15 protein-coding genes, 1 tRNA gene and 1 other RNA gene are annotated in these 20,611 nt (G+C 49.0%); 7 read left to right on the top strand and 10 right to left on the bottom strand.

The genetic code is table 11. The annotated features are described in order from the left end of the window. Positions 1 to 44 precede the first annotated feature (44 nt). From rpoB to AM1_RS16290, 4 genes are all read left to right on the top strand, one after another. Positions 45 to 3,344 (top strand): DNA-directed RNA polymerase subunit beta, encoded by a 3,300-nt coding sequence (rpoB, locus tag AM1_RS16275; protein ID WP_012163975.1) that lies wholly within the window; start codon positions 45 to 47, stop codon positions 3,342 to 3,344. A gap of 93 nt (positions 3,345 to 3,437) precedes the next feature. After that, positions 3,438 to 5,309 (top strand): DNA-directed RNA polymerase subunit gamma, encoded by a 1,872-nt coding sequence (locus AM1_RS43980; RefSeq protein WP_012163976.1) that lies wholly within the window; start codon positions 3,438 to 3,440, stop codon positions 5,307 to 5,309. Between the two features lie 16 nt (positions 5,310 to 5,325). After that, complete coding sequence (locus tag AM1_RS16285) at positions 5,326 to 9,318, top strand: DNA-directed RNA polymerase subunit beta' (RefSeq protein WP_012163977.1); 3,993 nt, start codon at positions 5,326 to 5,328, stop codon at positions 9,316 to 9,318. Positions 9,319 to 9,425: 107 nt separating this feature from the next. Continuing rightward, the gene (locus AM1_RS16290) at positions 9,426 to 10,283 is read left to right on the top strand and encodes an alpha/beta fold hydrolase (RefSeq protein WP_012163978.1); all 858 of its coding nucleotides are present in this window, start codon (positions 9,426 to 9,428) and stop codon (positions 10,281 to 10,283) included. 29 nt (positions 10,284 to 10,312) lie between these two features. On the opposite strand, the gene AM1_RS16295 is transcribed toward AM1_RS16290, so the two are convergent. The 4 genes from AM1_RS16295 to AM1_RS16305 all read right to left on the bottom strand — a co-directional run bounded on the left by AM1_RS16295 (position 10,313) and on the right by AM1_RS16305 (position 14,446). Then, a complete protein-coding gene (locus tag AM1_RS16295; protein WP_012163979.1) occupies positions 10,313 to 11,695 on the bottom strand; it encodes an MATE family efflux transporter in 1,383 nt (460 codons plus the stop codon). A 179-nt stretch (positions 11,696 to 11,874) separates the two neighbouring features. Then, the gene (locus AM1_RS16300) at positions 11,875 to 13,062 is read right to left on the bottom strand and encodes a hypothetical protein (RefSeq protein ID WP_012163980.1); all 1,188 of its coding nucleotides are present in this window, start codon (positions 13,060 to 13,062) and stop codon (positions 11,875 to 11,877) included. A 183-nt stretch (positions 13,063 to 13,245) separates the two neighbouring features. After that, positions 13,246 to 13,416, bottom strand: a complete 171-nt coding sequence (gene psb34, locus AM1_RS41060) for a photosystem II assembly protein Psb34 (RefSeq protein WP_012163981.1) — start codon at positions 13,414 to 13,416, stop codon at positions 13,246 to 13,248. Positions 13,417 to 13,618: 202 nt separating this feature from the next. Continuing rightward, positions 13,619 to 14,446, bottom strand: a complete 828-nt coding sequence (locus tag AM1_RS16305) for a thiazole synthase (RefSeq protein WP_012163982.1) — start codon at positions 14,444 to 14,446, stop codon at positions 13,619 to 13,621. A gap of 160 nt (positions 14,447 to 14,606) precedes the next feature. Between AM1_RS16305 and AM1_RS16310 the strand changes: the two genes are divergently transcribed. Both AM1_RS16310 and AM1_RS16315 read left to right on the top strand, forming a co-directional pair. Continuing rightward, positions 14,607 to 15,269: a sigma-70 family RNA polymerase sigma factor gene (locus AM1_RS16310; RefSeq protein ID WP_012163983.1), complete on the top strand. Its 663-nt coding sequence runs from the start codon at positions 14,607 to 14,609 to the stop codon at positions 15,267 to 15,269. A gap of 253 nt (positions 15,270 to 15,522) precedes the next feature. After that, the gene (locus tag AM1_RS16315) at positions 15,523 to 16,014 is read left to right on the top strand and encodes an anti-sigma factor family protein (RefSeq protein ID WP_012163984.1); all 492 of its coding nucleotides are present in this window, start codon (positions 15,523 to 15,525) and stop codon (positions 16,012 to 16,014) included. Here the strand turns inward: AM1_RS16315 and AM1_RS16320 are convergent, their stop codons facing one another. From AM1_RS16320 to AM1_RS16340, 5 genes are all read right to left on the bottom strand, one after another. Beyond that, on the bottom strand, positions 16,015 to 16,902 hold the full coding sequence (locus AM1_RS16320) for a 4-hydroxybenzoate solanesyltransferase (RefSeq protein WP_012163985.1): 888 nt from the start codon (positions 16,900 to 16,902) through the stop codon (positions 16,015 to 16,017). A 103-nt stretch (positions 16,903 to 17,005) separates the two neighbouring features. Beyond that, positions 17,006 to 17,539, bottom strand: a complete 534-nt coding sequence (locus AM1_RS16325; protein WP_012163986.1) for a hypothetical protein — start codon at positions 17,537 to 17,539, stop codon at positions 17,006 to 17,008. A gap of 134 nt (positions 17,540 to 17,673) precedes the next feature. After that, on the bottom strand, positions 17,674 to 18,723 hold the full coding sequence (locus tag AM1_RS16330) for a hypothetical protein (RefSeq protein ID WP_012163987.1): 1,050 nt from the start codon (positions 18,721 to 18,723) through the stop codon (positions 17,674 to 17,676). 221 nt (positions 18,724 to 18,944) lie between these two features. Next, the gene (locus AM1_RS16335; RefSeq protein WP_012163988.1) at positions 18,945 to 19,541 is read right to left on the bottom strand and encodes a hypothetical protein; all 597 of its coding nucleotides are present in this window, start codon (positions 19,539 to 19,541) and stop codon (positions 18,945 to 18,947) included. Between the two features lie 119 nt (positions 19,542 to 19,660). Next, entirely contained in the window at positions 19,661 to 19,972 is a 312-nt protein-coding gene (locus tag AM1_RS16340) for a DUF6439 family protein (RefSeq protein WP_012163989.1), read from the bottom strand. Between the two features lie 127 nt (positions 19,973 to 20,099). Here AM1_RS16340 and ssrS point away from each other — a divergent pair. Further along, a non-coding RNA gene (gene ssrS / locus AM1_RS38250) (6S RNA) lies at positions 20,100 to 20,282 on the top strand. A gap of 67 nt (positions 20,283 to 20,349) precedes the next feature. Here the strand turns inward: ssrS and AM1_RS41065 are convergent. Then, a tRNA-Phe gene (locus AM1_RS41065) sits at positions 20,350 to 20,426 on the bottom strand. Between the last annotated feature and the right edge of the window lie 185 nt (positions 20,427 to 20,611).

Here is a 20,611-nt window from a genome sequence, read left to right on the forward strand (position 1 = left end):
TTGTTGATTCTATTCGCGCTGGGCGTGATTATCAGAGGAGCTGTATGACTAACTCGATCTACACTCAACCCGCCTTCACTTTACCTGACTTAGTTGAAATTCAGCGGGAAAGTTTTCGTTCATTTTTGAAAGAAGGATTGATCGAGGAACTAGAAAGTTTCTCCCCCATCTCAGACTATACCGGCAAAATAGAGCTGCACTTTTTAGCCAAAAACTATAAGCTCAAACGCCCCAAGTATGATGTAGACGAGGCCAAACGGCGGGACAGCACCTATGGGGTGCAGATGTACGTTCCGACTCGTTTAATCAATAAAGAAACGGGCGAAATTAAAGAACAAGAGGTCTTTATTGGTGACCTGCCCCTGATGACCGAGCGAGGCACCTTTATTATTAACGGTGCTGAGCGGGTTATTGTTAACCAGATTGTTCGTAGTCCTGGGGTTTATTACAAATCTGAAACGGATAAAAATGGTCGCCGAACCTACAATGCCAGCCTCATCCCTAACCGGGGTGCCTGGTTAAAATTTGAGACTGATAAAAATAGTCTAGTCTGGGTGCGAATTGATAAAACCCGTAAGCTATCGGCCCAAGTTCTTCTCAAGGCTTTAGGGCTGAGCGATGGTGAAATTTTTGATCGCCTTCGCCACCCGGAATATTATCAAAAGACCATTGATAAAGAAGGTCAATTTGGTGAAGAGGAAGCTCTTCTAGAACTTTACCGAAAACTCCGTCCTGGTGAGCCTCCCACGGTTAGTGGGGGTACCCAGCTGCTAGAGTCCCGATTCTTTGACCCCAAGCGATATGACTTAGGTCGAGTCGGTCGCTATAAACTCAACAAGAAACTTCGTCTCAATACCCCTGAGCCCACGCGGGTGTTGACGCCAGACGATATCTTAGCCGCCATTGATTACTTAATCAATTTGGAATTTGATATCGGTTCTGTGGATGACATCGACCACTTAGGAAATCGTCGGGTTCGCTCTGTGGGCGAACTGTTGCAGAACCAAGTTCGCGTTGGTCTCAACCGCCTAGAGCGGATCATCAAAGAGCGGATGACAGTGTCTGATGTGGAGTCCTTGACCCCTGCATCTTTGGTTAATCCCAAACCCTTGGTGGCGGCGATTAAAGAATTTTTTGGTTCCAGCCAACTGTCCCAATTTATGGACCAGACTAATCCTCTGGCAGAGCTGACCCACAAGCGTCGACTCAGTGCCCTGGGCCCAGGGGGATTGACTCGGGAACGTGCAGGCTTTGCGGTTCGTGATATTCACCCCAGTCACTATGGCCGAATTTGCCCGATTGAGACTCCTGAAGGTCCTAACGCGGGTCTAATTGGTTCCTTGGCCACTCATGCTCGGGTCAATCCCTATGGATTTATCGAAACTCCCTTCTACCCAGTTGAACATGGTCGAGTTCTAAAAGAACAAGCTCCGCAGTATATGACTGCTGATGAAGAAGATGATTTGCGGGTTGCACCTGGGGATATCCCCATGGATGCCGAGGGGTATATCCAAGGTGAGATTGTGCCTGTGCGCTATCGTCAGGACTTCACCACCACATCCCCGGAAGAAGTGGACTATGTGGCGGTCTCTCCCGTGCAGATTATTTCGGTGGCAACCTCTTTGATTCCGTTCCTAGAGCATGATGATGCCAACCGAGCATTAATGGGATCGAACATGCAGCGGCAAGCCGTCCCCTTGTTACAGCCGGAGCGCCCTTTGGTGGGTACCGGGCTAGAAGCTCAGGCAGCTCGTGACTCAGGGATGGTGATTATCAGCCAGACTGATGGTGAGGTCACCTATGTCTCCGCAGATTCCATTCACATTCGAGACCTTGAAGGGAATGAAAACGAGTATTTAATTCAAAAATATCAGCGCTCTAACCAGGATACTTGCTTAAACCAACGCCCTATTGTGTTCGTGGGTGATCAGGTGCGAGAAGGTCAAATTATTGCGGATGGCTCGGCAACAGAAGGCGGGGAATTGGCATTGGGCCAGAATATCCTCGTGGTCTATATGCCCTGGGAAGGCTACAACTATGAAGATGCCATCCTCGTGAGTGAGCGGTTGGTTCGTGATGATGTGTATACCTCCATCCACATCGAGAAATTTGAAATTGAAGCACGGCAAACCAAGCTAGGCCCAGAAGAAATTACCCGAGAAATTCCCAACGTGGGTGAAGATTCTCTCCGGCAACTGGATGAGAATGGCATTATTCGGATTGGTGCTTGGGTCGAAGCCGGCGACATTTTGGTGGGTAAAGTTACGCCCAAGGGCGAATCAGATCAGCCTCCTGAGGAAAAGTTGCTACGAGCGATCTTTGGTGAAAAAGCCAGAGATGTGCGGGATAACTCCCTAAGAGTACCCAATGGTGAAAAAGGCCGGGTGGTTGATGTACGGGTCTTTACCCGTGAGCAAGGGGATGAACTGCCCCCCGGTGCCAATATGGTGGTTCGTGTTTATGTCGCTCAAAAACGCAAACTCCAGGTGGGTGACAAGATGGCCGGTCGTCACGGCAATAAAGGGATTATCTCCCGTATCTTGCCGATTGAAGATATGCCGTATCTCGCGGATGGCACTCCGGTTGACCTCGTATTGAATCCCCTAGGTGTGCCTTCCCGAATGAATGTGGGGCAAGTCTTTGAGTGCCTTCTGGGTTGGGCGGGGCAAAATCTAAATACCCGCTTCAAATTGACTCCCTTTGATGAAATGCATGGAGAAGAGGCATCTCGAAGTACGGTTCACGGCAAGCTAGAGGAAGCCCAACAGAAAACAGGCAAAGATTGGCTTTATGACCCTGAAAAACCAGGCAAACTGCAGGTGTTTGATGGGCGGACTGGGGAACCCTTTGACCAACCGGTCACGGTCGGTAAAGCCTATATGTTGAAGCTTGTTCACTTGGTGGATGATAAGATTCACGCCCGGTCTACTGGCCCTTACTCCTTGGTGACTCAGCAGCCTTTGGGTGGTAAAGCTCAGCAGGGTGGACAGCGATTTGGTGAAATGGAAGTGTGGGCCTTGGAAGCCTTTGGGGCAGCCTACACCTTGCAAGAACTCCTAACGGTCAAATCCGACGATATGCAAGGGCGTAATGAAGCGCTGAATGCCATTGTGAAAGGCCAAGCGATTCCCCGACCTGGAACGCCTGAATCCTTCAAGGTGTTGATGCGAGAGCTGCAATCTCTATGTTTGGATATCGCAGTTCACAAAATTGAAACGGAAGATGATGGTGGCAGTCGAGATATGGAAGTTGACTTGATGGCTGATGTCAGCCACAAGCGCACTCCCTCCCGTCCCACCTATGAATCGTTCTCCCGGATTGATATGGAAGAAGGGGAAAGTTAATTGTCTGCCGGACAGTAGGGTTGAACGGATGATCCCTTCAACCCAATTTATTTCGAAGCATATTTAGCAAGGAACAAGAGGAAGCTAATCGCGATGCCAAAGCTCGAACAACGATTTGACTACGTCAAAATTGGGCTAGCCTCTCCGGAACGGATCCGGCAGTGGGGGGAGCGTACCTTACCCAATAACCAAGTGGTCGGTGAAGTCACCAAACCAGAAACCATCAACTACCGAACCTTAAAACCGGAGATGGATGGTCTATTTTGTGAGCGGATCTTTGGTCCTGCCAAGGATTGGGAATGTCACTGTGGCAAATATAAGCGGGTTCGGCACCGAGGTATCGTCTGTGAGCGCTGTGGCGTCGAGGTGACTGAATCGCGGGTGCGACGACATCGCATGGGCTACATTAAATTAGCCGCTCCCGTGACCCACGTTTGGTACTTGAAAGGTATTCCTAGCTATATGGCTACGTTGCTGGACATGCCTCTGCGGGATGTAGAGCAGATTGTTTATTTCAATGCCTATGTGGTTTTGGATCCAGGCAACGCAGATACCTTGTCCTATAAGCAACTCCTAACGGAAGATCAGTGGATAGAAATTGAGGATCAAATCTATAGCGAGGATTCTCAGCTAGAAGGGATTGAAGTCGGCATTGGTGCTGAGGCTGTGCAAAGACTGCTCCAGGACATCAAGCTTGAAACAGAAGCTGAAACTCTGAGAGAGGACATTGGCAACGCTAAGGGCCAGAAAAGAGCCAAGCTGATTAAGCGATTGCGGGTCATCGATAACTTTGTAGGAACAGGCTCTCAAACCGATTGGATGGTTCTGAGCGTGATCCCAGTGATTCCACCAGATTTGAGACCAATGGTGCAGTTGGATGGTGGACGATTTGCCACCTCTGACCTCAATGATCTGTACCGTCGAGTGATTAACCGCAATAATCGCCTCGCTCGATTGCAAGAGATTTTAGCTCCAGAGATTATCGTTCGAAATGAGAAACGGATGTTGCAAGAGGCGGTGGATGCCTTGATCGACAACGGCCGCCGAGGTCGAACCGTGGTGGGAGCGAATAACCGTCCCTTAAAATCCTTGTCTGATATCATTGAAGGAAAGCAAGGTCGTTTCCGTCAGAACCTTCTGGGTAAACGGGTTGACTACTCCGGTCGTTCTGTGATCGTCGTGGGTCCCAAGCTAAAAATGCACCAGTGCGGCTTACCCAAAGAGATGGCAATTGAACTCTTTCAGCCCTTTGTCATTCACCGTTTGATTGGCCAAGGTTTAGTGAATAACATCAAAGCGGCTAAGCGTCTGATTCAGCGTAATGATCCCGTTATCTGGGATGTGTTGGAAGAAGTGATTGAAGGGCATCCAGTGATGCTCAACCGGGCGCCGACCTTGCACCGATTGGGAATTCAAGCGTTTGAACCCATCTTGGTGGATGGTCGAGCGATTCAGCTACATCCCTTGGTTTGCCCGGCCTTTAACGCCGACTTTGACGGAGACCAAATGGCGGTGCATGTGCCCCTGTCCATTGAAGCTCAGTCTGAAGCCCGTCTTCTGATGTTGGCCTCGAATAATATTCTGTCGCCAGCAACAGGGCGTCCCATTGTTACGCCCAGTCAGGACATGGTGTTGGGAGCTTACTATCTGACTGCAGATAATCCAGGCCGGCAAAATGGGGCAGGCAAGTATTTTGCGGGTTTAGACGATGCCATTATGGCTTATGAGCAGCAGCAAGTTGACTTACATGCCTATGTTTGGGTGCGGTTTGACGGCCCAGTAGATGATGGCGAAGACGACGTTGAGCCTGAGGTAGAAACCTCTGCGGATGGCGTTGTCACTCAAACTTACCCTTCTCGTCGAATTCGCAAGGATGCAGACGGGACATTGATTTCGCAATATATTCGCACGACCCCTGGTCGCATTATTTACAACAAAACCATCCAGGATTCATTGGCTAGCTAAGTTGGAGAAGCAGATTATGGCAGAAAATTCCACCCATTCCCCTCGCGAGGCGACTCCACCAGCCTTTTGCAACAAAATTGTGAATAAAGGTCAGCTGAAGTCACTGGTTCACTGGGCATTTACCCACTATGGAACCGCTCGGACCGCCGAAATGGCGGATCATTTGAAAGATCTAGGATTTCGATATGCGACGAAGGCCGGGGTTTCCATTAGTGTGGATGACCTTCAAGTTCCTCCGAGTAAGCGACGGCTTTTAGAGACTGCTGAAGAAGAAATCCGAGTGACGGAAGATCGCTACACACGCGGTGAAATCACTGAAGTTGAGCGATTCCAAAAGGTGATTGATACCTGGAACGGAACCAGCGAAGAACTCAAAGATGAGGTGGTTAAGAATTTCAAGTCCAATAATCCCTTGAATTCAGTCTATATGATGGCGTTTTCAGGAGCGAGGGGTAACCTATCCCAGGTCCGCCAGCTTGTTGGTATGCGCGGACTGATGGCGGATCCTCAAGGAGAGATCATCGATTTACCGATTAAGACTAACTTCCGTGAGGGCTTAACGGTTACGGAATACATTATTTCCTCATACGGTGCCCGTAAAGGTTTGGTTGATACCGCCTTAAGAACAGCTGACTCTGGGTACCTTACCCGCCGCTTGGTGGACGTCTCTCAGGACGTGATTATTCGGGAACTCGATTGTGGAACCCAGCGAGGGATTCCAGTGCAGAGTATGACCGATGGCGATCGCGTTTTGATTCCTTTAGCCAATCGGTTGTTAGGGCGTGTTGTTCTGCAAGAAGTGGTTCACCCTGAAACGGGAGAAGTGATTCTGCCTAAAAATGAGGCTGTTTCAGAATCCATTGCCAAAGAGATTGCTAAGGCTGGTGTGGAAGAAGTGGTTGTTCGCTCTCCCCTAACCTGTGAAGCAGCTCGCTCCGTTTGCCAACATTGTTATGGTTGGAGTCTAGCTCATGCCCACCTTGTCGATACTGGGGAAGCTGTTGGTATTATTGCGGCCCAATCTATTGGTGAGCCTGGAACACAGCTAACGATGAGAACCTTCCACACAGGTGGGGTATTCACTGGAGAAGTGGCTCGCCAAATCCGTGCGCCATTTAACGGCAAAATCAAGTTTCCTAAAAAGATGCGCAGTCGTCCCTTCAGAACTCGCCATGGGGAAGATGCATTGACTGCTGAGGTGAGCACGAGTTTGACCTTAGAAGGAGACGATCAAACTGAAACTTTTGAAATTACCCAAAACTCGACACTCTTGGTCAAGGATGGCCAAGCGGTGAAAATGGGGCAGATGTTGGCTGAAGTGGCGGCTGCAGGACGCAATGTTCGCAAAACTACTGAAAAAGCGACAAAAGACGTGGCCTCTGATCTAGCTGGAGAGGTTCAATTCTCGAACCTTGTTCCTGAAGAGAAGCATGACCGACAGGGTAATACGACGCGCATTGCGCCTCGTGGTGGTTTGATTTGGGTCTTGTCGGGGGAAGTCTATAACTTACCGCCGGGTGCTGAGCCTACTGTTAAAAATGACGACTACATTGAAGGAGAAGATGTTTTAGCCGAGACTAAACTCGTGACTGAGCATGGTGGCGTTGTTCGCCTGCCGGTACAGGAGGAAGGCAAAGGGGGCCGAGAGGTTGAAATTATTACGGCTTCTGTTTTGCTGGACCAAGCTAAAGTCTGGCTGGAAAGTCTTCAAGGCCGTGACCAGTATGTGATTGAAGCCCAGAAGAAGCAGCGCTTTTTATTGAAAGCGGCTCCAGGGACTAAAGTCATTAATGGTCAAGTGGTTGCTGAGCTGATCGATGATCACTATCGCACTAAAACCGGTGGCATCCTTAAATATGCTGGCGTTGAAGTTACTAAAAAAGGCAAAGCCAAGCAGGGGTATGAAGTGACCCAGGGGGGGACGCTGCTCTGGATTGCAGAAGAATCCCATGAGGTGAATAAAGATATTTCTTTACTGTTGGTCGAAGATGGCCAATATGTTGAAGCAGGCACAGAAGTCGTCAAAGATATCTTTTGCCAAAGTAATGGGGTAGTGGAAGTTACCCAGAAAAACGATATTTTACGAGAAGTGTTGGTCAAACCTGGGGATCTGCATTTGGTAGATGATCCAGAAGCAGTCAAGGGTAAAGATCAGTCTCTGTTAAATCCTGGGGAAGAGTTATTGCCTGGATTAAGCACGGATGAACTGCGGTACATCGAATGTGTCACAACACCGGAAGGTGAGGCGGTTCTTCTCAGACCTGTTACTGAGTTCCCTGTGCCGGATCAACCGTCTGTTCCGTCCCAAGAGTCCATTAATGAGGCAGGTCGCGCGATTTGTTTGAAGGCCGTGCAGCGCCTTCCTTACAAAGATGGTGAACGTGTGAAGTCCGTTGAAGGGGTGGATTTACTCCGGACACAATTAGTACTAGAAATTGATACGGATGCGCCGCAAATTGCAGCTGATATTGAGATTTTGCCTGATGAAAAGGATGAAGAAGTCTCTCGTTTACAGCTGGTGATTTTAGAAACCCTAGTGATTCGCCGGGATGTGTCTGCAGATCAAACCCAAGGAAGCACCAAAACACGGCTCTTGGTGGAAGAGGGGCAGCAAATCGATCCGGGTGCTGTGGTTGCGCGGACTGAAATTAAGGCGAAGCAAGGCGGTAAAGTCCGCGGTATTCGTAGTGGGAATGAGGCAACTCGCCGGATTCTCTTGATGACAGATGATGATCTGATCACGATTGAGACTCAAGGTAAAGCTACGTCTGCCTCTGAGGGAGAACTCCTTAGAGCAGGGGATGAAGTCGCTGCCGGCGTGACGGTGGCCGAGTCTTGTCAGGTTATTAAAGTGCAAGATGGCCAAGTGACATTACGGATTGCCCGCCCTTATTTGGTTTCGCCCGGAGCGGTCTTACAAATTGATGACCAGGATTTGGTCCAGCGGGGTGATAATTTAGCGCTGTTGGTGTTTGAACGCACGAAGACAGGAGATATTATCCAGGGTCTACCTCGAATTGAAGAGTTGCTAGAAGCTCGCAAACCTAAGGAGATGTGTACCCTGGCGCAACGCTCGGGAACCTGCCAGGTGATCTACAACGATGATGACAGTATCGAAGTCAAAATTGTTGAGCAGGATGGGACTATTACCGACTATCCCATCGGACCTGGGCAAAACCCCATTGTTTTGGATGGTCAGACGGTTGAGGCGGGCGAAGCGGTGACCGATGGTCCGCTGAACCCCCATGACATTCTGGAAATTTATTTCCGATTCCACCGGGAGACGAAAGGGGTTTATGAATCTGCGTTGCTAAGTTTGCAGAAGGTCCAAAATTTCTTAGTCAATGGTGTGCAGTCGGTGTATCAATCTCAGGGGATTGATATTGCGGATAAGCATATTGAAGTGGTGGTCCGTCAGATGACCTCTAAGGTCCGAATCGATGATGGGGGTGATACCACGATGCTGCCAGGAGAGCTAATTGATCTGTACCAAGTGGAACAGGTGAATGCAGCCATGTCAATTACGGGTGGTGCTCCGGCTGAATATACGCCTGTGTTATTGGGGATTACCAAAGCATCCTTGAACACGGATAGCTTTATCTCAGCTGCGAGTTTCCAAGAAACCACTCGAGTTCTAACTGAAGCCGCGATTCAGGGCAAATCTGATTGGTTGCGCGGTTTGAAAGAGAATGTGATTATTGGGCGCCTAATTCCTGCGGGTACAGGTTTTAATTCCTATGATGACGGTGGTTTAGGAGAACCTGATCCTTCCTTTGAAGGTATGCCCTTTACGGATGATGATGATGTGATTGATGACCGCACAGCGCGGAATTACAACATCAATGATGTCAAACCGTTCTCTGGCGAACGGCCTGCTTATGATCCCAGCAAGCCTGGTGAACAGCAGCGGTCTATGCTTGGCATTGATCCTGCGGCAGTTGGGGATGATACCTTGATTGACGATCAAGTGGCTGAGAAGCTGAATGCCAATCTGGAAGGCGACCAGTAATCAGTAAAAGAAGGGGCTCAATTGGAGCCCCTTCTCTTTAGGTTAATTGGCAGATTTTCGTTGAGAGATCTAAAGTCTGGTCGTCGAAAAAGCATGAGGGAATCACCATGCGGGCTAGAATTCGCGACACTGAACTTTACTTTGATGTGGAAGGTTCTGAACTTGCGATCGCAACCTCCCACATCCAGCAAAAACCCGTATTCTTTGTCATCCATGGTGGGCCAGGAGTCGATCATACGACCTGCCGCCCCGTCCTATCGCCGCTCAGTGAAATCGCTCAACTCGTCTATTTTGACCATCGGGGGCATGGTCGCTCGGCACGGGGTAATCCGGAGACCTATACTCTGGACAATAATGTTGAAGATCTGGAGGCACTGCGCCAACATTTAGGGCTAGAACGGATTGGATTGCTTGGGTTTTCCTATGGTGGGATGGTAGCCCTCGCCTATGCGAGCCGCTATCCTCGACATGTGTCTCAGTTGATTCCTGTTGTCACCGCTGCTGATTCTCGTTTTCTAGCCTTAGCCCAGGCAAAGCTAGCTAAAGATGGAACCCCTGAGCAGCAAGCGATTGCCCAACTGCTATGGGATGGCAAGTTTGAATCTGAGCAGCAACTCCAGGACTATTTTCAACTGTTAGGTCCGCTCTATTCTCTGACGTTCGATCTCGATAAGTCGATGGAGGCTTGGCGTCGAGTGATTTTTAATCCTGAAGCGATCAATCAAGCTTTTGGAGGCTTTTTGAGAACCTATGATATTCGAGCTGACCTGCCTCAAATCTGCGCGCCAACCCTAGTGATCGGCGCTGAGCAAGATTGGATTTGCCCACCCCAATTTTCGGAAGAGATTGCTCAAGCTATTCCGAAGGCCAAGTTAGGCATTATCCCTAATTCTGGCCATTCGGTTCGGGCAGATGCACCTGAAAAATTGCTCGAACTCATATCAAATTTTGTGAAGGGGGTGTGATGCCAATACGTTCAACACAAGACTTCGAATCATACTGCAGATTCTAGCGGTACTGCTTGTCGGAGATTGCAGGTTCTTTGATTCCAAAAATAAGCACCCACCCCAGTCAGAAGGTTAGACAGGCCCGTGGCGATAAAAATGCCTTGAATACCAAAGAAGTGTGACCCTAAATAAGCCATCGGAATATAGAGTACAAACATTCTGATGGCCGTCATGACCACGGAAGGAATGGGTTTACCTAAGGCATTAAAGGTGGCGCTGGAGACTTGAATAATTCCTGCTGGAGCATAGGTAATAGGCACGATGAGGAGATATAGGGCTGCGATCGCAACCACCTCAGGGTTGCCATTAAACGAACTCACCAATTGCTTGCCGGTGGCTGCCAACAACACCGCCATCAACATGCCCCAAAATAAACAAAACTGGAAGCTGACTTTAAGGGAACGCTGCACCCGACTATAAGCTTTGGCGCCCCAGTTTTGCCCCACAAAAGGTCCCATACTTGCTGCCAAGGCAAATAATGTGATCAATGCGAATGATTCTACTCGCGATGCTACTCCAAAGGCGGCGACAGCTTCTTCTCCATAAAAAGCCAGGAGACTGGTGATTATGCCCACAGAAATAGGTGTAATCATACTAGTCATGGCTGCTGGCAGACCAATACGGAGGATATCCAACCAGCATCTCAGCATCTCCGATAGCTTAGGGCGTTGGAAGCAGAGCAGATGCTCTTTGAAATGGAGAACAACAAGAGAGGCAATAAAGGTGAGGGCGCGGGCAATCACTGTTGCGATGGCGGCCCCCTGAAGTTCTAAGCGCGGTAAGCCCGCTAAACCTAGGATAAACAGGGGATCTAAGGCAATATTAATACCCGCGGCGACGGTCATAATGATGCTGGGGGTAGCCGTATTCCCGGCTGCACGGATGGCGCTGTTCCCCACCATCGGCACCACCAAGAAAATCATACCCAGATACCAGATCTGCATATAGTCCCGCACCAGGGGAAGAACGTCTGGCGTTGCTCCCAAAGCCGTGAAGAGTGGATCAATCGTCAATAGGCCCACCACAATAAAAACCCCAACAATAGCTAGAGCCAACGTCAAACTATTGGTGGTAAAGCGCTGTACCCGGGTTTGATCGCCTTCACCAATCGCTCGGGCAATAATTGAAGCTGCTCCCGTTCCCAATCCCATGGCTAAGCTGCCAAACGTTGTGACCACGGGAAAGGTGAAACTCATGGCTGCCAGTTCTTGAGTACCGAGCTGACCTACAAAATAGGTGTCTGCCAAATTGAAGGCAACAATCGTAAAAATCCCCCACACCAGCGGCAAGGTAAGTTTTATCAATTGGGCACTAACATTGCCTTCCGTTAATCGCTGTCTCACGGTTCTTGGGGGAGTAGGTTGGGGCATTTAGATCCAACGATGCCCAGCTTTGGGTCCAATCTCACTCAACATCGTTGCATTTCTTTACAAATCTTAAAGCATTTTGCCCACTCACCGCACAGCCGCTGTGCCGAAATGACGATAGGTAGACTGTGTACCTATTGAATTAATAGGTGCGTTAATCCATATTTTAGGTGCGAACACTGTTAAGCAGGGCTATCCGTTGTTAGCTCTGGTGGTGCAGTGCGCCGCTGCAGCACGATAATATTTGACCCTACTACCGGCTCACGGGCTAGGAGCTGATCCGTTTGATCGCGAATTTCCAGTTTGGGAAAGTCCAGTTTGCGGCTCCTTTCCAGGGCATCTGTTCCCAACTGATTTTGTTCAGAACGAGACAATTCAAACCAGCGATCGCTCACCTTAATCACTAATCGTTCATCTTGGAAATTCGCTTGAACAGACTGAACAATATCTTGAGAATATTGATCAAACACTTGGGCGACCTGAGACTGTACCTCAATAATTTGTTTCCGCTCTGGTTCAGGCGGGGGAGGTGGCTCTTCGACAGGAGCCTTTGTAACAGGTGTCGAAGGCGGTGAGACCGGGTTAGGTTGAGCAACAGGAGCAGGCGCTTTCGCGACCGGAGCGGGGGCTGGCGGTTGCTGAACGGCGGGTTGACTCGGGGGGATAAGGGATGAAAATAGCCAATAGATCAGGGTTGCAAAGCTGAGAATAACAACCGTTAAAAACCGATCTGAGAATGACTTTAATCCATTGGGGAAGCGACCCCGCAGAATTTTCAGTCCTATCCCCCAGATGGGCTTAATCACCACATTGCCGAGGGTGACAATAACGTTATTCCATAGCCAGCTAATGGCTTTAACAACAGGCTCTATTTTGCTGTAAAACGAGGTCTTTTGGACCTGATTGCCGATGGCAGAGAGGATAGAGCCTAGAACCTTGCCGACGGTGCCGACGATTTGGGTCAGAACGGCTTCAATTGGAGAAGTGCCAACATCGCCTTGAGCAGAGTCGGCCTTAGACTTGTCTCCTTTGGTAGCTGTGGCTTTTGGCCCTTTGCCAGACTTAGGTCCTGCTGATTTGGGCTTGTCAGCCTTCGGCTTGCCAGTTCGATCGGTCGCAGCAGAGACAGTCTCTTTTTTTTCTGCAGCTTGGGAAGAAGACTTGGGAGCCGATTTGGGTGAATCCGAAGGGGTATCGGCAGGCTTTACCTTGGTAGATGAGTCAGGAGTCGTAGCGGTTGACTCTGCCTGAGCAGGAGGATCGATGGTGGAGGCTTTATCAGAATCAGAAGCGTCGGGTTTTTCAAGGTTAGGTTGGGGCTCCTTGATATCTGCTTCTGATTCCGCAGGGGTAGGTTGCTCTTCTGGCATAGGTTTAGAACAAAAGACAGAATTTGGCTGATTCTCAAAACGTAAGCAGGCTACCGCTGCTCAGCCCTAATCTATCATCAAACCGGTATGCCAAGTGGCCCATTCAAGTAACGAATGACTAACGAATGGGCGATACCAAACGGTGAAGAAACAGAGATGCTAGTTCGTTTGCTACAGCTGTACTTAAGACAGCGTGGCAGCAAAGGCACAAAGACCGACCACTAGGAGAACACCACCGACTGTCAATGCCATATTGAGTGTTTTCTTTTGATCGGATGCAGGCTCGGCTGCATAGGATTTGGGCTCGACGGCAAAATTATTGACGAGACCTCGGTCTTCAGTGGTATAAGGCATAGTTAAAGAAAGTTCATTAAGTTTCACGAATTATAACAGACCGCCTACAACACCAAATGTTTGTGGTGACAGCATTTTCATCCGTTTTATAACGAACATTACTGTAACGAGAACGTCATAATCTCTTTTTTTATCCTCAGGTTGTGAGAAGAGCCTTTAGATTTTTTTAATAAGCTAGTCGCGGAAAAGAGAAACTTCTTCCCTAGCTAGAAATTCGACCCGCCAAGGGAGAACTGGCACTGGCATAGGCTTTGACTGGGATGCGTCCCGATTGGTAGGCGAATCGTCCTGCTTGGGTGGCCATCCCCATGGCAGTTGCCATCATCACTGGATCTTGGGCTTTAGCAATGGCTGTATTGATTAACACTGCATCAGCCCCCATCTCCATGGCTTGTGCTGCTTCACTGGGAGAACCGATGCCGGCGTCTACGACGACTGGTACTGTGGCATTCTCAATAATGATCTGAATATTGGCCATATTTTTGATCCCTTGCCCCGATCCAATAGGCGATCCAAGGGGCATGACGGTAGCACAGCCGACTTCTTCTAGGCGCTTAGCTAACAGGGGATCGGCATTAATATAAGGCAGAACAGCGAACCCCTCTTTAACCAATTGTTCAGCCGCCTCCAAGGTGCCGATGGGATCAGGTAGCAAGTACTTAGAGTCTGGGATCACCTCTAGCTTGATAAAGTTATTGTCTTCTTGCCCTAACAGCTTGGCCATTTCTCGACCGAGCCGGGCGACCCGAACGGCCTCTTCTGCTGTTTGGCAACCAGCGGTATTCGGGAGCATCCATACCTTGTTCCAATCCACAGCTTCAGCTAAGCCTTGATGTCCAGGGGCGTTGGTTTGCACCCGACGCACAGCGACAGTCACAATTTCACAACCACTGGCCGCAATACTGCGCCGCATCGTTTCAAAATCGTCATATTTGCCGGTACCGGTCATTAACCTTGACTGGAACTGTCGATGACCGATTTGTAGGGTCTCAGTCGTCGCAGCCGAAGAGGAAGAATCAATGGTTTGCATAGCCAAGGATAAAGGTCTAAGAAAAGTTCAGCAATGAAGGGAAACTGCCGCTAGGCTAGTGAAGTATCTCACATTATAAGAAACCAACTTGCGGTCATGGGAACCCCCTATTTATCCCCTGCGTCAGAAAGGGCAGGTGTAATTATGGTCAATTCCATTCATGACAGCCAGTCTTCAGGTATCTTGGTCAAGGGTTAGGGTTGAGGATTCAGAACCTCACGTGCAAATACCAGCAGCGAAACTTGGCAACTCTGAGCTGGTGCAACTTTGTCAAGCTGGGTTGCGCCCCGATCGTGTTGCTTTTACAGAACTCCTCAGACGCTACCAGTCTCATGTCGATCGGGTGCTGTATCATCTCGCTCCCGATTGGGATGATCGCGCCGATTTAGCCCAAGAAGTGTGGATCCGAGTCTATCGAAATATCAGCCGTCTCAAGGAACCAGCGAAGTTCCGAGGGTGGTTGAGTCGGATTACCACCAATTTGTTCTACGACGAACTTCGCAAGCGTAAGCGCCACCGCAGCCCCCTGTCTCTGGACGCACGGCTGACCATGGAAGATGGTGATATTGCTTGGGAAATTGCGTCAGGAGAGCCGGGACCGGATGAAAGCTTGGCCACCCATGAGTTTTACGGTCAACTTAATGATGCGATCTCAGAACTCCCAGAAGCGTTTCGTACCACGATTGTTTTGCGAGAAATTGAAGGCTTAGCCTACGAAGAAATTGCTGAAATTACGGGTGTTTCCTTGGGAACGGTTAAATCTCGGATTGCTCGAGCTCGTTTGCGGCTACAAGGGCAATTGCAAAATTATCTTAAAGGTTGACGTTAAATTCTTCATCAAAGTTGATCATTCTAAGGATATAGAAGTAAAACCTTTAACACTTCTTTGTCGGTCTCCTAAACATACGTTAGATTTAAACTAGGCTTTCATTCATGAAACGCTTGCTTGAGATACCGACCTGGTATCAGCTTTTTGTCTCAGGTAGATGACCGTACTGATCACCTTCTGTACTAATCAGGGTGAGACATTTATTTATTTCATCTAAACCTCCCAATCGGGCAAGTGAGATACTGCTATGGATGACATTAAAACAATAGAATTTGATCGGTTTGAGCTGCTGAGTGCCTATCTGGACGATGAGGCCTCTGCTGCTGAGCGGAAGCAAGTAGAAGCTTGGCTAGCAACTGACCCTGAATTTAGTCAGTGCTATCAGCAACTTCTGCAACTCCAGCGTGGCTTCCAGGCTACCCCTGTGCCTGCCTCGACGTCAGCGGAACAAACAGCAGAAGCGGTGTTCGCCCAAGTAGAGCGCAAGCCAAAATTAGCCCTGTGGGCGACAGTAGGAACTGCAGCGGCTGTGGGTGTCGCAGCGATAACGAGCCTCTTCTCTGGGGGAGGATCTTTGGTCCCCCAAACAGCTCAGAATCCTGATAATGCAGAGAGTTCTACCGTGGCCATTAACTCTTCATCGGATAACTTGAAGCCCTCGGATCTTTTGATTGCCATTGACCAATCTCCCGTCGATATTCCCGTGGCGATTAACATCTCAGATACAGATGCGCGGTAGCTAGCGCAGCAATGATCCGGTAATCATGCCGACTAATAAGAGTAATCCGATCCAGACGTTTTGGCGAAAAAGCTGACCATAGGCGCTAGGAACTAGGTTTTTACGCCTGAGTCGGTAAATTTGCCGCCACCAGAGATAGGTACTGAGTCCTAGGGATGTCCAATACCCAAAGTGGAGATTGAGGGCGTACCCCAGCATTCCTAAACAGATAACAGTAGCTACTAAAAAGCAGGCAATAGCAGCTTCGGCATAGTTGCCAAAGAATAACGCACTGGAATTAATGCCCAGCCGCCGATCATCGGGGCGGTCAGGCATGGCATAGATAGTGTCAAAGCCCAACGTCCACAGTACTGTCGCAGCCCACAACAGCCAGGCTCCCAGGCTAAGATTGCCAACCGCTGCACTCCAGCTAATCAGCACTGAAAAGCCCCAAGCAATAGCCAAAACTAATTGTGGAACTGGAAACACTCGCTTGGCTAATGGGTAGCAGATAATCACGGGAACTGCAGCGACGCACAACCCAAAACTCAGAGGGTTGAGGAATCGGGATAGTCCAAACGCACAGGCAAAAGCAAGAAAAGCAATCGCTAAACCCACCCGAATGGTCAGAGACCGATCGGCTAAAGGTCGCTTGCGCGTGCGTTGAACCTGGGGATCAATATTGCGATCCCACAAATCATTCACAACACAACCGGCAGCACTGGTGGCCAGACTGCCGGTAATGATGATAGTAACGAGCCCTAAAGAGGGTTTACCTTGGGCTGCCAGGACAATGGCCCATAATGCCGGAATCATCAGGATTAAGCGGCCTTCTGGTTTATCCCATCGCAACAGTTTGATGATTGCGAACCAGGTGGGAGTAGACGGTTTGGACTGAAGGCGGGCCATGCTGTTTCATCGTGAATTCCATTACTAATCATGCCAAAGATTGAAAAGCATGGGATCAAGAAATGGAAATGATGAGGCAGGATTCGCTAGATATTTGATGAGGCTAGGCGAGGGTTTGTTGAGACTGCTTCCATACCCAAGATAAAAGTACGCCACTGGCTGCAAGCTTCAAGACTTCAAAACTCCAGTACACGTAGTGCAGTTGATCCATTGTGTCGGGGACAACCACAGATTCAAATAGAGACAGTTGAATTCCTAAGCCACTCATTTGTGGGGTAAGGCCGTAGGTATAAATTAAGGGGATGGCGAGTAAAATAGTCGCCAGAACAATAGCTGCTTTACTCAACGGCAGTTGCGGAGTGATGGCTCGCCACAGCAACGTGCCCGATAGCACGACAGCTCCGGCCACTAATTCAACGCGATTAAACATGGAGAAAATCATATCTCCAGCTGATGCAAATCCAGGGTCTGACATCATGCCAGAAAGATATAGCCCTGGCATGATGATAAAGTCCATCAGGACGCTGGCACCGATCCAGGCCATGACAGTCACAATCATGATGGCTTGGACGACGGACAGATTGAGGGGACTCGTCTGTGCTAGAGAATTGGGTTGATTGTTTGCAGCGATGGTCATAATCTTGCTATCCAAGTTCCGTCTAGTGAAGGTCTGATAACCTTCGTATTGCTAGCCTAACGAGAACTTTTGGAATTCTCAGGCCCTTGAAACAAAACGCAAGTCTATTGCAATAAAACGACAAATTATGGTGTTTATAGCGGCTGAGATTCTAGGATGATGCGCGTCGACCCCAGAGCTTTGAGAACTGGGTTGGTTTGCCAGTCTTCAATTAATAAGCGTTGCAGCAACTGTGCTGCCTGCTTGCTATCTGGCGTCTCTAGCTGGCCGAGATAGTGCCGAGCGCTGTGGAAAGAATCGTCTTGACCCAGCTCAAAAATGCTATCGGCCCGTTCCATTAAGGATTTGACTTGATTTTGCAGGTTGGTCCATAAATCGACATGCCTAAGATTACTAAAGGCTTCGGCGACTAGATCTTGGCGATGCTGAATGAGGACGGTTTGGGGTCGAAGAAGCGGTGGTAAATCATCCACCATCACCGCAGGACCATAAAAAATGCAGTGGAGAGCGTCAATCCACTTCGTATAGGGCTGGAAAAACCTTTGCAGGATATGGAGAGCTTGAGTCGCAATAATACTGCCCTGACTGTGGGCCAGAATGATGACTTCTGACCCTGTTCGAATACTGTGCACGACTTCATAGGCTAGACGAAAGATGGATCGTGGGGCTCCTGCTGGATAACTGCCATATAAATACGCCTCGAAGTCGTCCCAATTCATGTTTTGAATAAAGGGGAGTCGCCGCATAATCTCTAGGTCAAAAGGCAACTTTTGAGCGGCTTCTCCTAGGGTAATCGCTAGGTCTTGCCGCTGTTGCTGCAGTTCGGCGAGAATGTCGGCGTCTGGAGGGAGGGTGCGATCGCATAAAAGTGTCAGCATATCGGCATACTTTTGCAGGCGTTTGTCGCTGTCTGTAGAGAGCCGCTCTGGCCAGAATTGGGCGAGTTCGGCTTTGCCCATCATGGACTCTAGTAAATCACCTCGATACCCGGAGGTACTGTTATGGATGCCGATGATGTCAAGGGGACGATCTAGGGTTAACCAGACTAAGGTTTCTAAATCCTGCAGCTGTCTTTCCGCTGAACTCGTCACACCGTTAACGTGGAGCAGGCGTTTGGCTCGACCAATGGGTTTTGCGGGTGGATAAACCAGTAAATGACCGTCTTGTTGCGGCTCGCTCAGCATAGAAAAATAGACTGTGTTTTACCAACAGTATCGATAGTGATAAGGATCACGCAGACTTCGTGATCCACATCCTGCCTGGACCTGTCTTCAATTGCCATACTACAAGAGACTCGGTGCTATCTGAGTCGTCAATGGGGAACACACAGTACGCCGGCAGACTTGGTTCAGTTTGTCGGTTTTTTATTGTGTATTTTTAGAGAACCTTTTCTTGAACCATAACCCTATTTCATTAAGCCCATCGTATGTTTCCAGGACAACTCTTTACGCAAAATATCGAGAGCCCTACGATCGCTACCGTCAAACAAGGGACTAATTTGCCCGAGGACCTGCTCAACAAGTTGTGAGGCAAAAGCCCCTCCAGACCTTAATAGATGGCTGTAATAGCCAAATTGGGGTTGATGCGTACGATCTAAATGAAAGGCATGGATATCGTCTGTACTCATCGTCCACACTGGCGTATTCACCGGGACAACCAAGCTGGGAATACCTTGATCGCCGTAAGCATCTGACTGGTCCTGAACCAGCACGCCGATAAGAACACACCAGAGCAAGGTTCGAGTTTCTCGAATTAAATCGGGTGTAAAGAAGGGATCCGGCTGACTGACTAAGCGTGGTCCTGAACTGAGATAGGCAGGATTAAATAATTGAGAGTTATAGACCAGCCCCACAGCCCAATGCCGTTCTTCAGTTTCTAGCTTGACGAAGCAGCCAAACCCATAATCATCGGGTCGAGGAGGGGTCAAGACTTCCATGTCATCATCTACTTGGATGACGTAGTCGCAATGTGAATCTGATTTAACAACTTTTCCGAGTTTCATACTCAAGCGCTAGGCTATCTTTGCTTGAATTCTAGATGCCTTCATCTGTTATTGGTGCCAGCTTACAAATACTTAAGGCCTTGAGCTGCGCTATTTAACAGTGAATTCAAAGCTAATGACTAATTGGGTGGAGCTTTGGAGGTGCTCTGTGAACCATGTCCATGGGTGGGACAAGGCGGCGCACTAATGGATCGATCCAGCCAACCTACAGCTTGCTGTAAGCGAAGTAAGCCTTCTTCAGACTGATCATTGAGGAGAAACACAATCGCTGTAGCTGCCTGTTCTAAGGCTCTAGCTCGACGATTGGTTTTAAGTCGGTGCCAGTCTCCAGACGTAATAGTTAATTGTTCTACGAGTTTACGGGCTGTGGCGATGGTGATCTCTGGTGAGATGGATGAGTCAGAGGCCTGAGTAGATGGATGGTTTGACATATTTGTTTCCTAATGTGCCTGAAGCTGATTGTAACGGGGGCATCCTAATTGTGTCAGGCTCAGGTATTTACCGAACTCCTGACTTTATGTGGGCTGATACAGAAATCCCTGTTACAATGCCCACTAGCGATTCCTGCGACGTTGGTGACTGCCAATATTGTTTTTTGATCTATACCTTTAACGCTAGGGAGCCATTTGCTCGATAGCAGTAGACCAAGCTTGTACTTGGAAACTTTAAATCGATGTTTTCAACTCCCACCTGGATGATTCCAGGTCAAAAACTGAGGTAAGACGGCGTTGCGGGAAAAGCACCTCAAAATTTTTGCTCATAACAAAAAGAACCTCAGCCTATTTGCTGAGGTTCTTTTGATCTGTAATGGGGGCGGAGGGACTTGAACCCTCACGACCTTACCGGTCAACGGATTTTCATTCTCCCGCTGCTTTCGCAGCTGCCAATGTGGTTTTGAGAATTGGACTCTCCCTTTACCCGCGCCATACTTCAAGGATTAGCTTTGAGTAGCGTGAGGGTAGCTCCCGTCGAGTCTCTGCACCTTCCAAATCATCTATGACTTGGCTTGGCTCAGGATTGCCTTGTCTGAAAGTTCAGATTTAGGTTTCCCTGAGTTTGAGAGCATTCAC

This window comes from Acaryochloris marina MBIC11017, assembly GCF_000018105.1.
In the GTDB taxonomy this organism is placed as follows: Bacteria; Cyanobacteriota; Cyanobacteriia; order Thermosynechococcales; family Thermosynechococcaceae; genus Acaryochloris; species Acaryochloris marina.

Excerpts from the sequence above, each read along its gene's own strand:
- rpoB (WP_012163975.1), top strand. The coding sequence starts at position 45 with ATGACTAACTCGATCTACACTCAACCCGCCTTCACTTTACCTGACTTA.
- AM1_RS43980 (WP_012163976.1), top strand. The coding sequence starts at position 3,438 with ATGCCAAAGCTCGAACAACGATTTGACTACGTCAAAATTGGGCTAGCC.
- AM1_RS16285 (WP_012163977.1), top strand. The coding sequence starts at position 5,326 with ATGGCAGAAAATTCCACCCATTCCCCTCGCGAGGCGACTCCACCAGCC.
- AM1_RS16290 (WP_012163978.1), top strand. The coding sequence starts at position 9,426 with ATGCGGGCTAGAATTCGCGACACTGAACTTTACTTTGATGTGGAAGGT.
- AM1_RS16295 (WP_012163979.1), bottom strand. The coding sequence starts at position 11,695 with ATGCCCCAACCTACTCCCCCAAGAACCGTGAGACAGCGATTAACGGAA.
- AM1_RS16300 (WP_012163980.1), bottom strand. The coding sequence starts at position 13,062 with ATGCCAGAAGAGCAACCTACCCCTGCGGAATCAGAAGCAGATATCAAG.
- psb34 (WP_012163981.1), bottom strand. The coding sequence starts at position 13,416 with ATGCCTTATACCACTGAAGACCGAGGTCTCGTCAATAATTTTGCCGTC.
- AM1_RS16305 (WP_012163982.1), bottom strand. The coding sequence starts at position 14,446 with ATGCAAACCATTGATTCTTCCTCTTCGGCTGCGACGACTGAGACCCTA.
- AM1_RS16310 (WP_012163983.1), top strand. The coding sequence starts at position 14,607 with ATGACAGCCAGTCTTCAGGTATCTTGGTCAAGGGTTAGGGTTGAGGAT.
- AM1_RS16315 (WP_012163984.1), top strand. The coding sequence starts at position 15,523 with ATGGATGACATTAAAACAATAGAATTTGATCGGTTTGAGCTGCTGAGT.
- AM1_RS16320 (WP_012163985.1), bottom strand. The coding sequence starts at position 16,902 with ATGGCCCGCCTTCAGTCCAAACCGTCTACTCCCACCTGGTTCGCAATC.
- AM1_RS16325 (WP_012163986.1), bottom strand. The coding sequence starts at position 17,539 with ATGACCATCGCTGCAAACAATCAACCCAATTCTCTAGCACAGACGAGT.
- AM1_RS16330 (WP_012163987.1), bottom strand. The coding sequence starts at position 18,723 with ATGCTGAGCGAGCCGCAACAAGACGGTCATTTACTGGTTTATCCACCC.
- AM1_RS16335 (WP_012163988.1), bottom strand. The coding sequence starts at position 19,541 with ATGAAACTCGGAAAAGTTGTTAAATCAGATTCACATTGCGACTACGTC.
- AM1_RS16340 (WP_012163989.1), bottom strand. The coding sequence starts at position 19,972 with ATGTCAAACCATCCATCTACTCAGGCCTCTGACTCATCCATCTCACCA.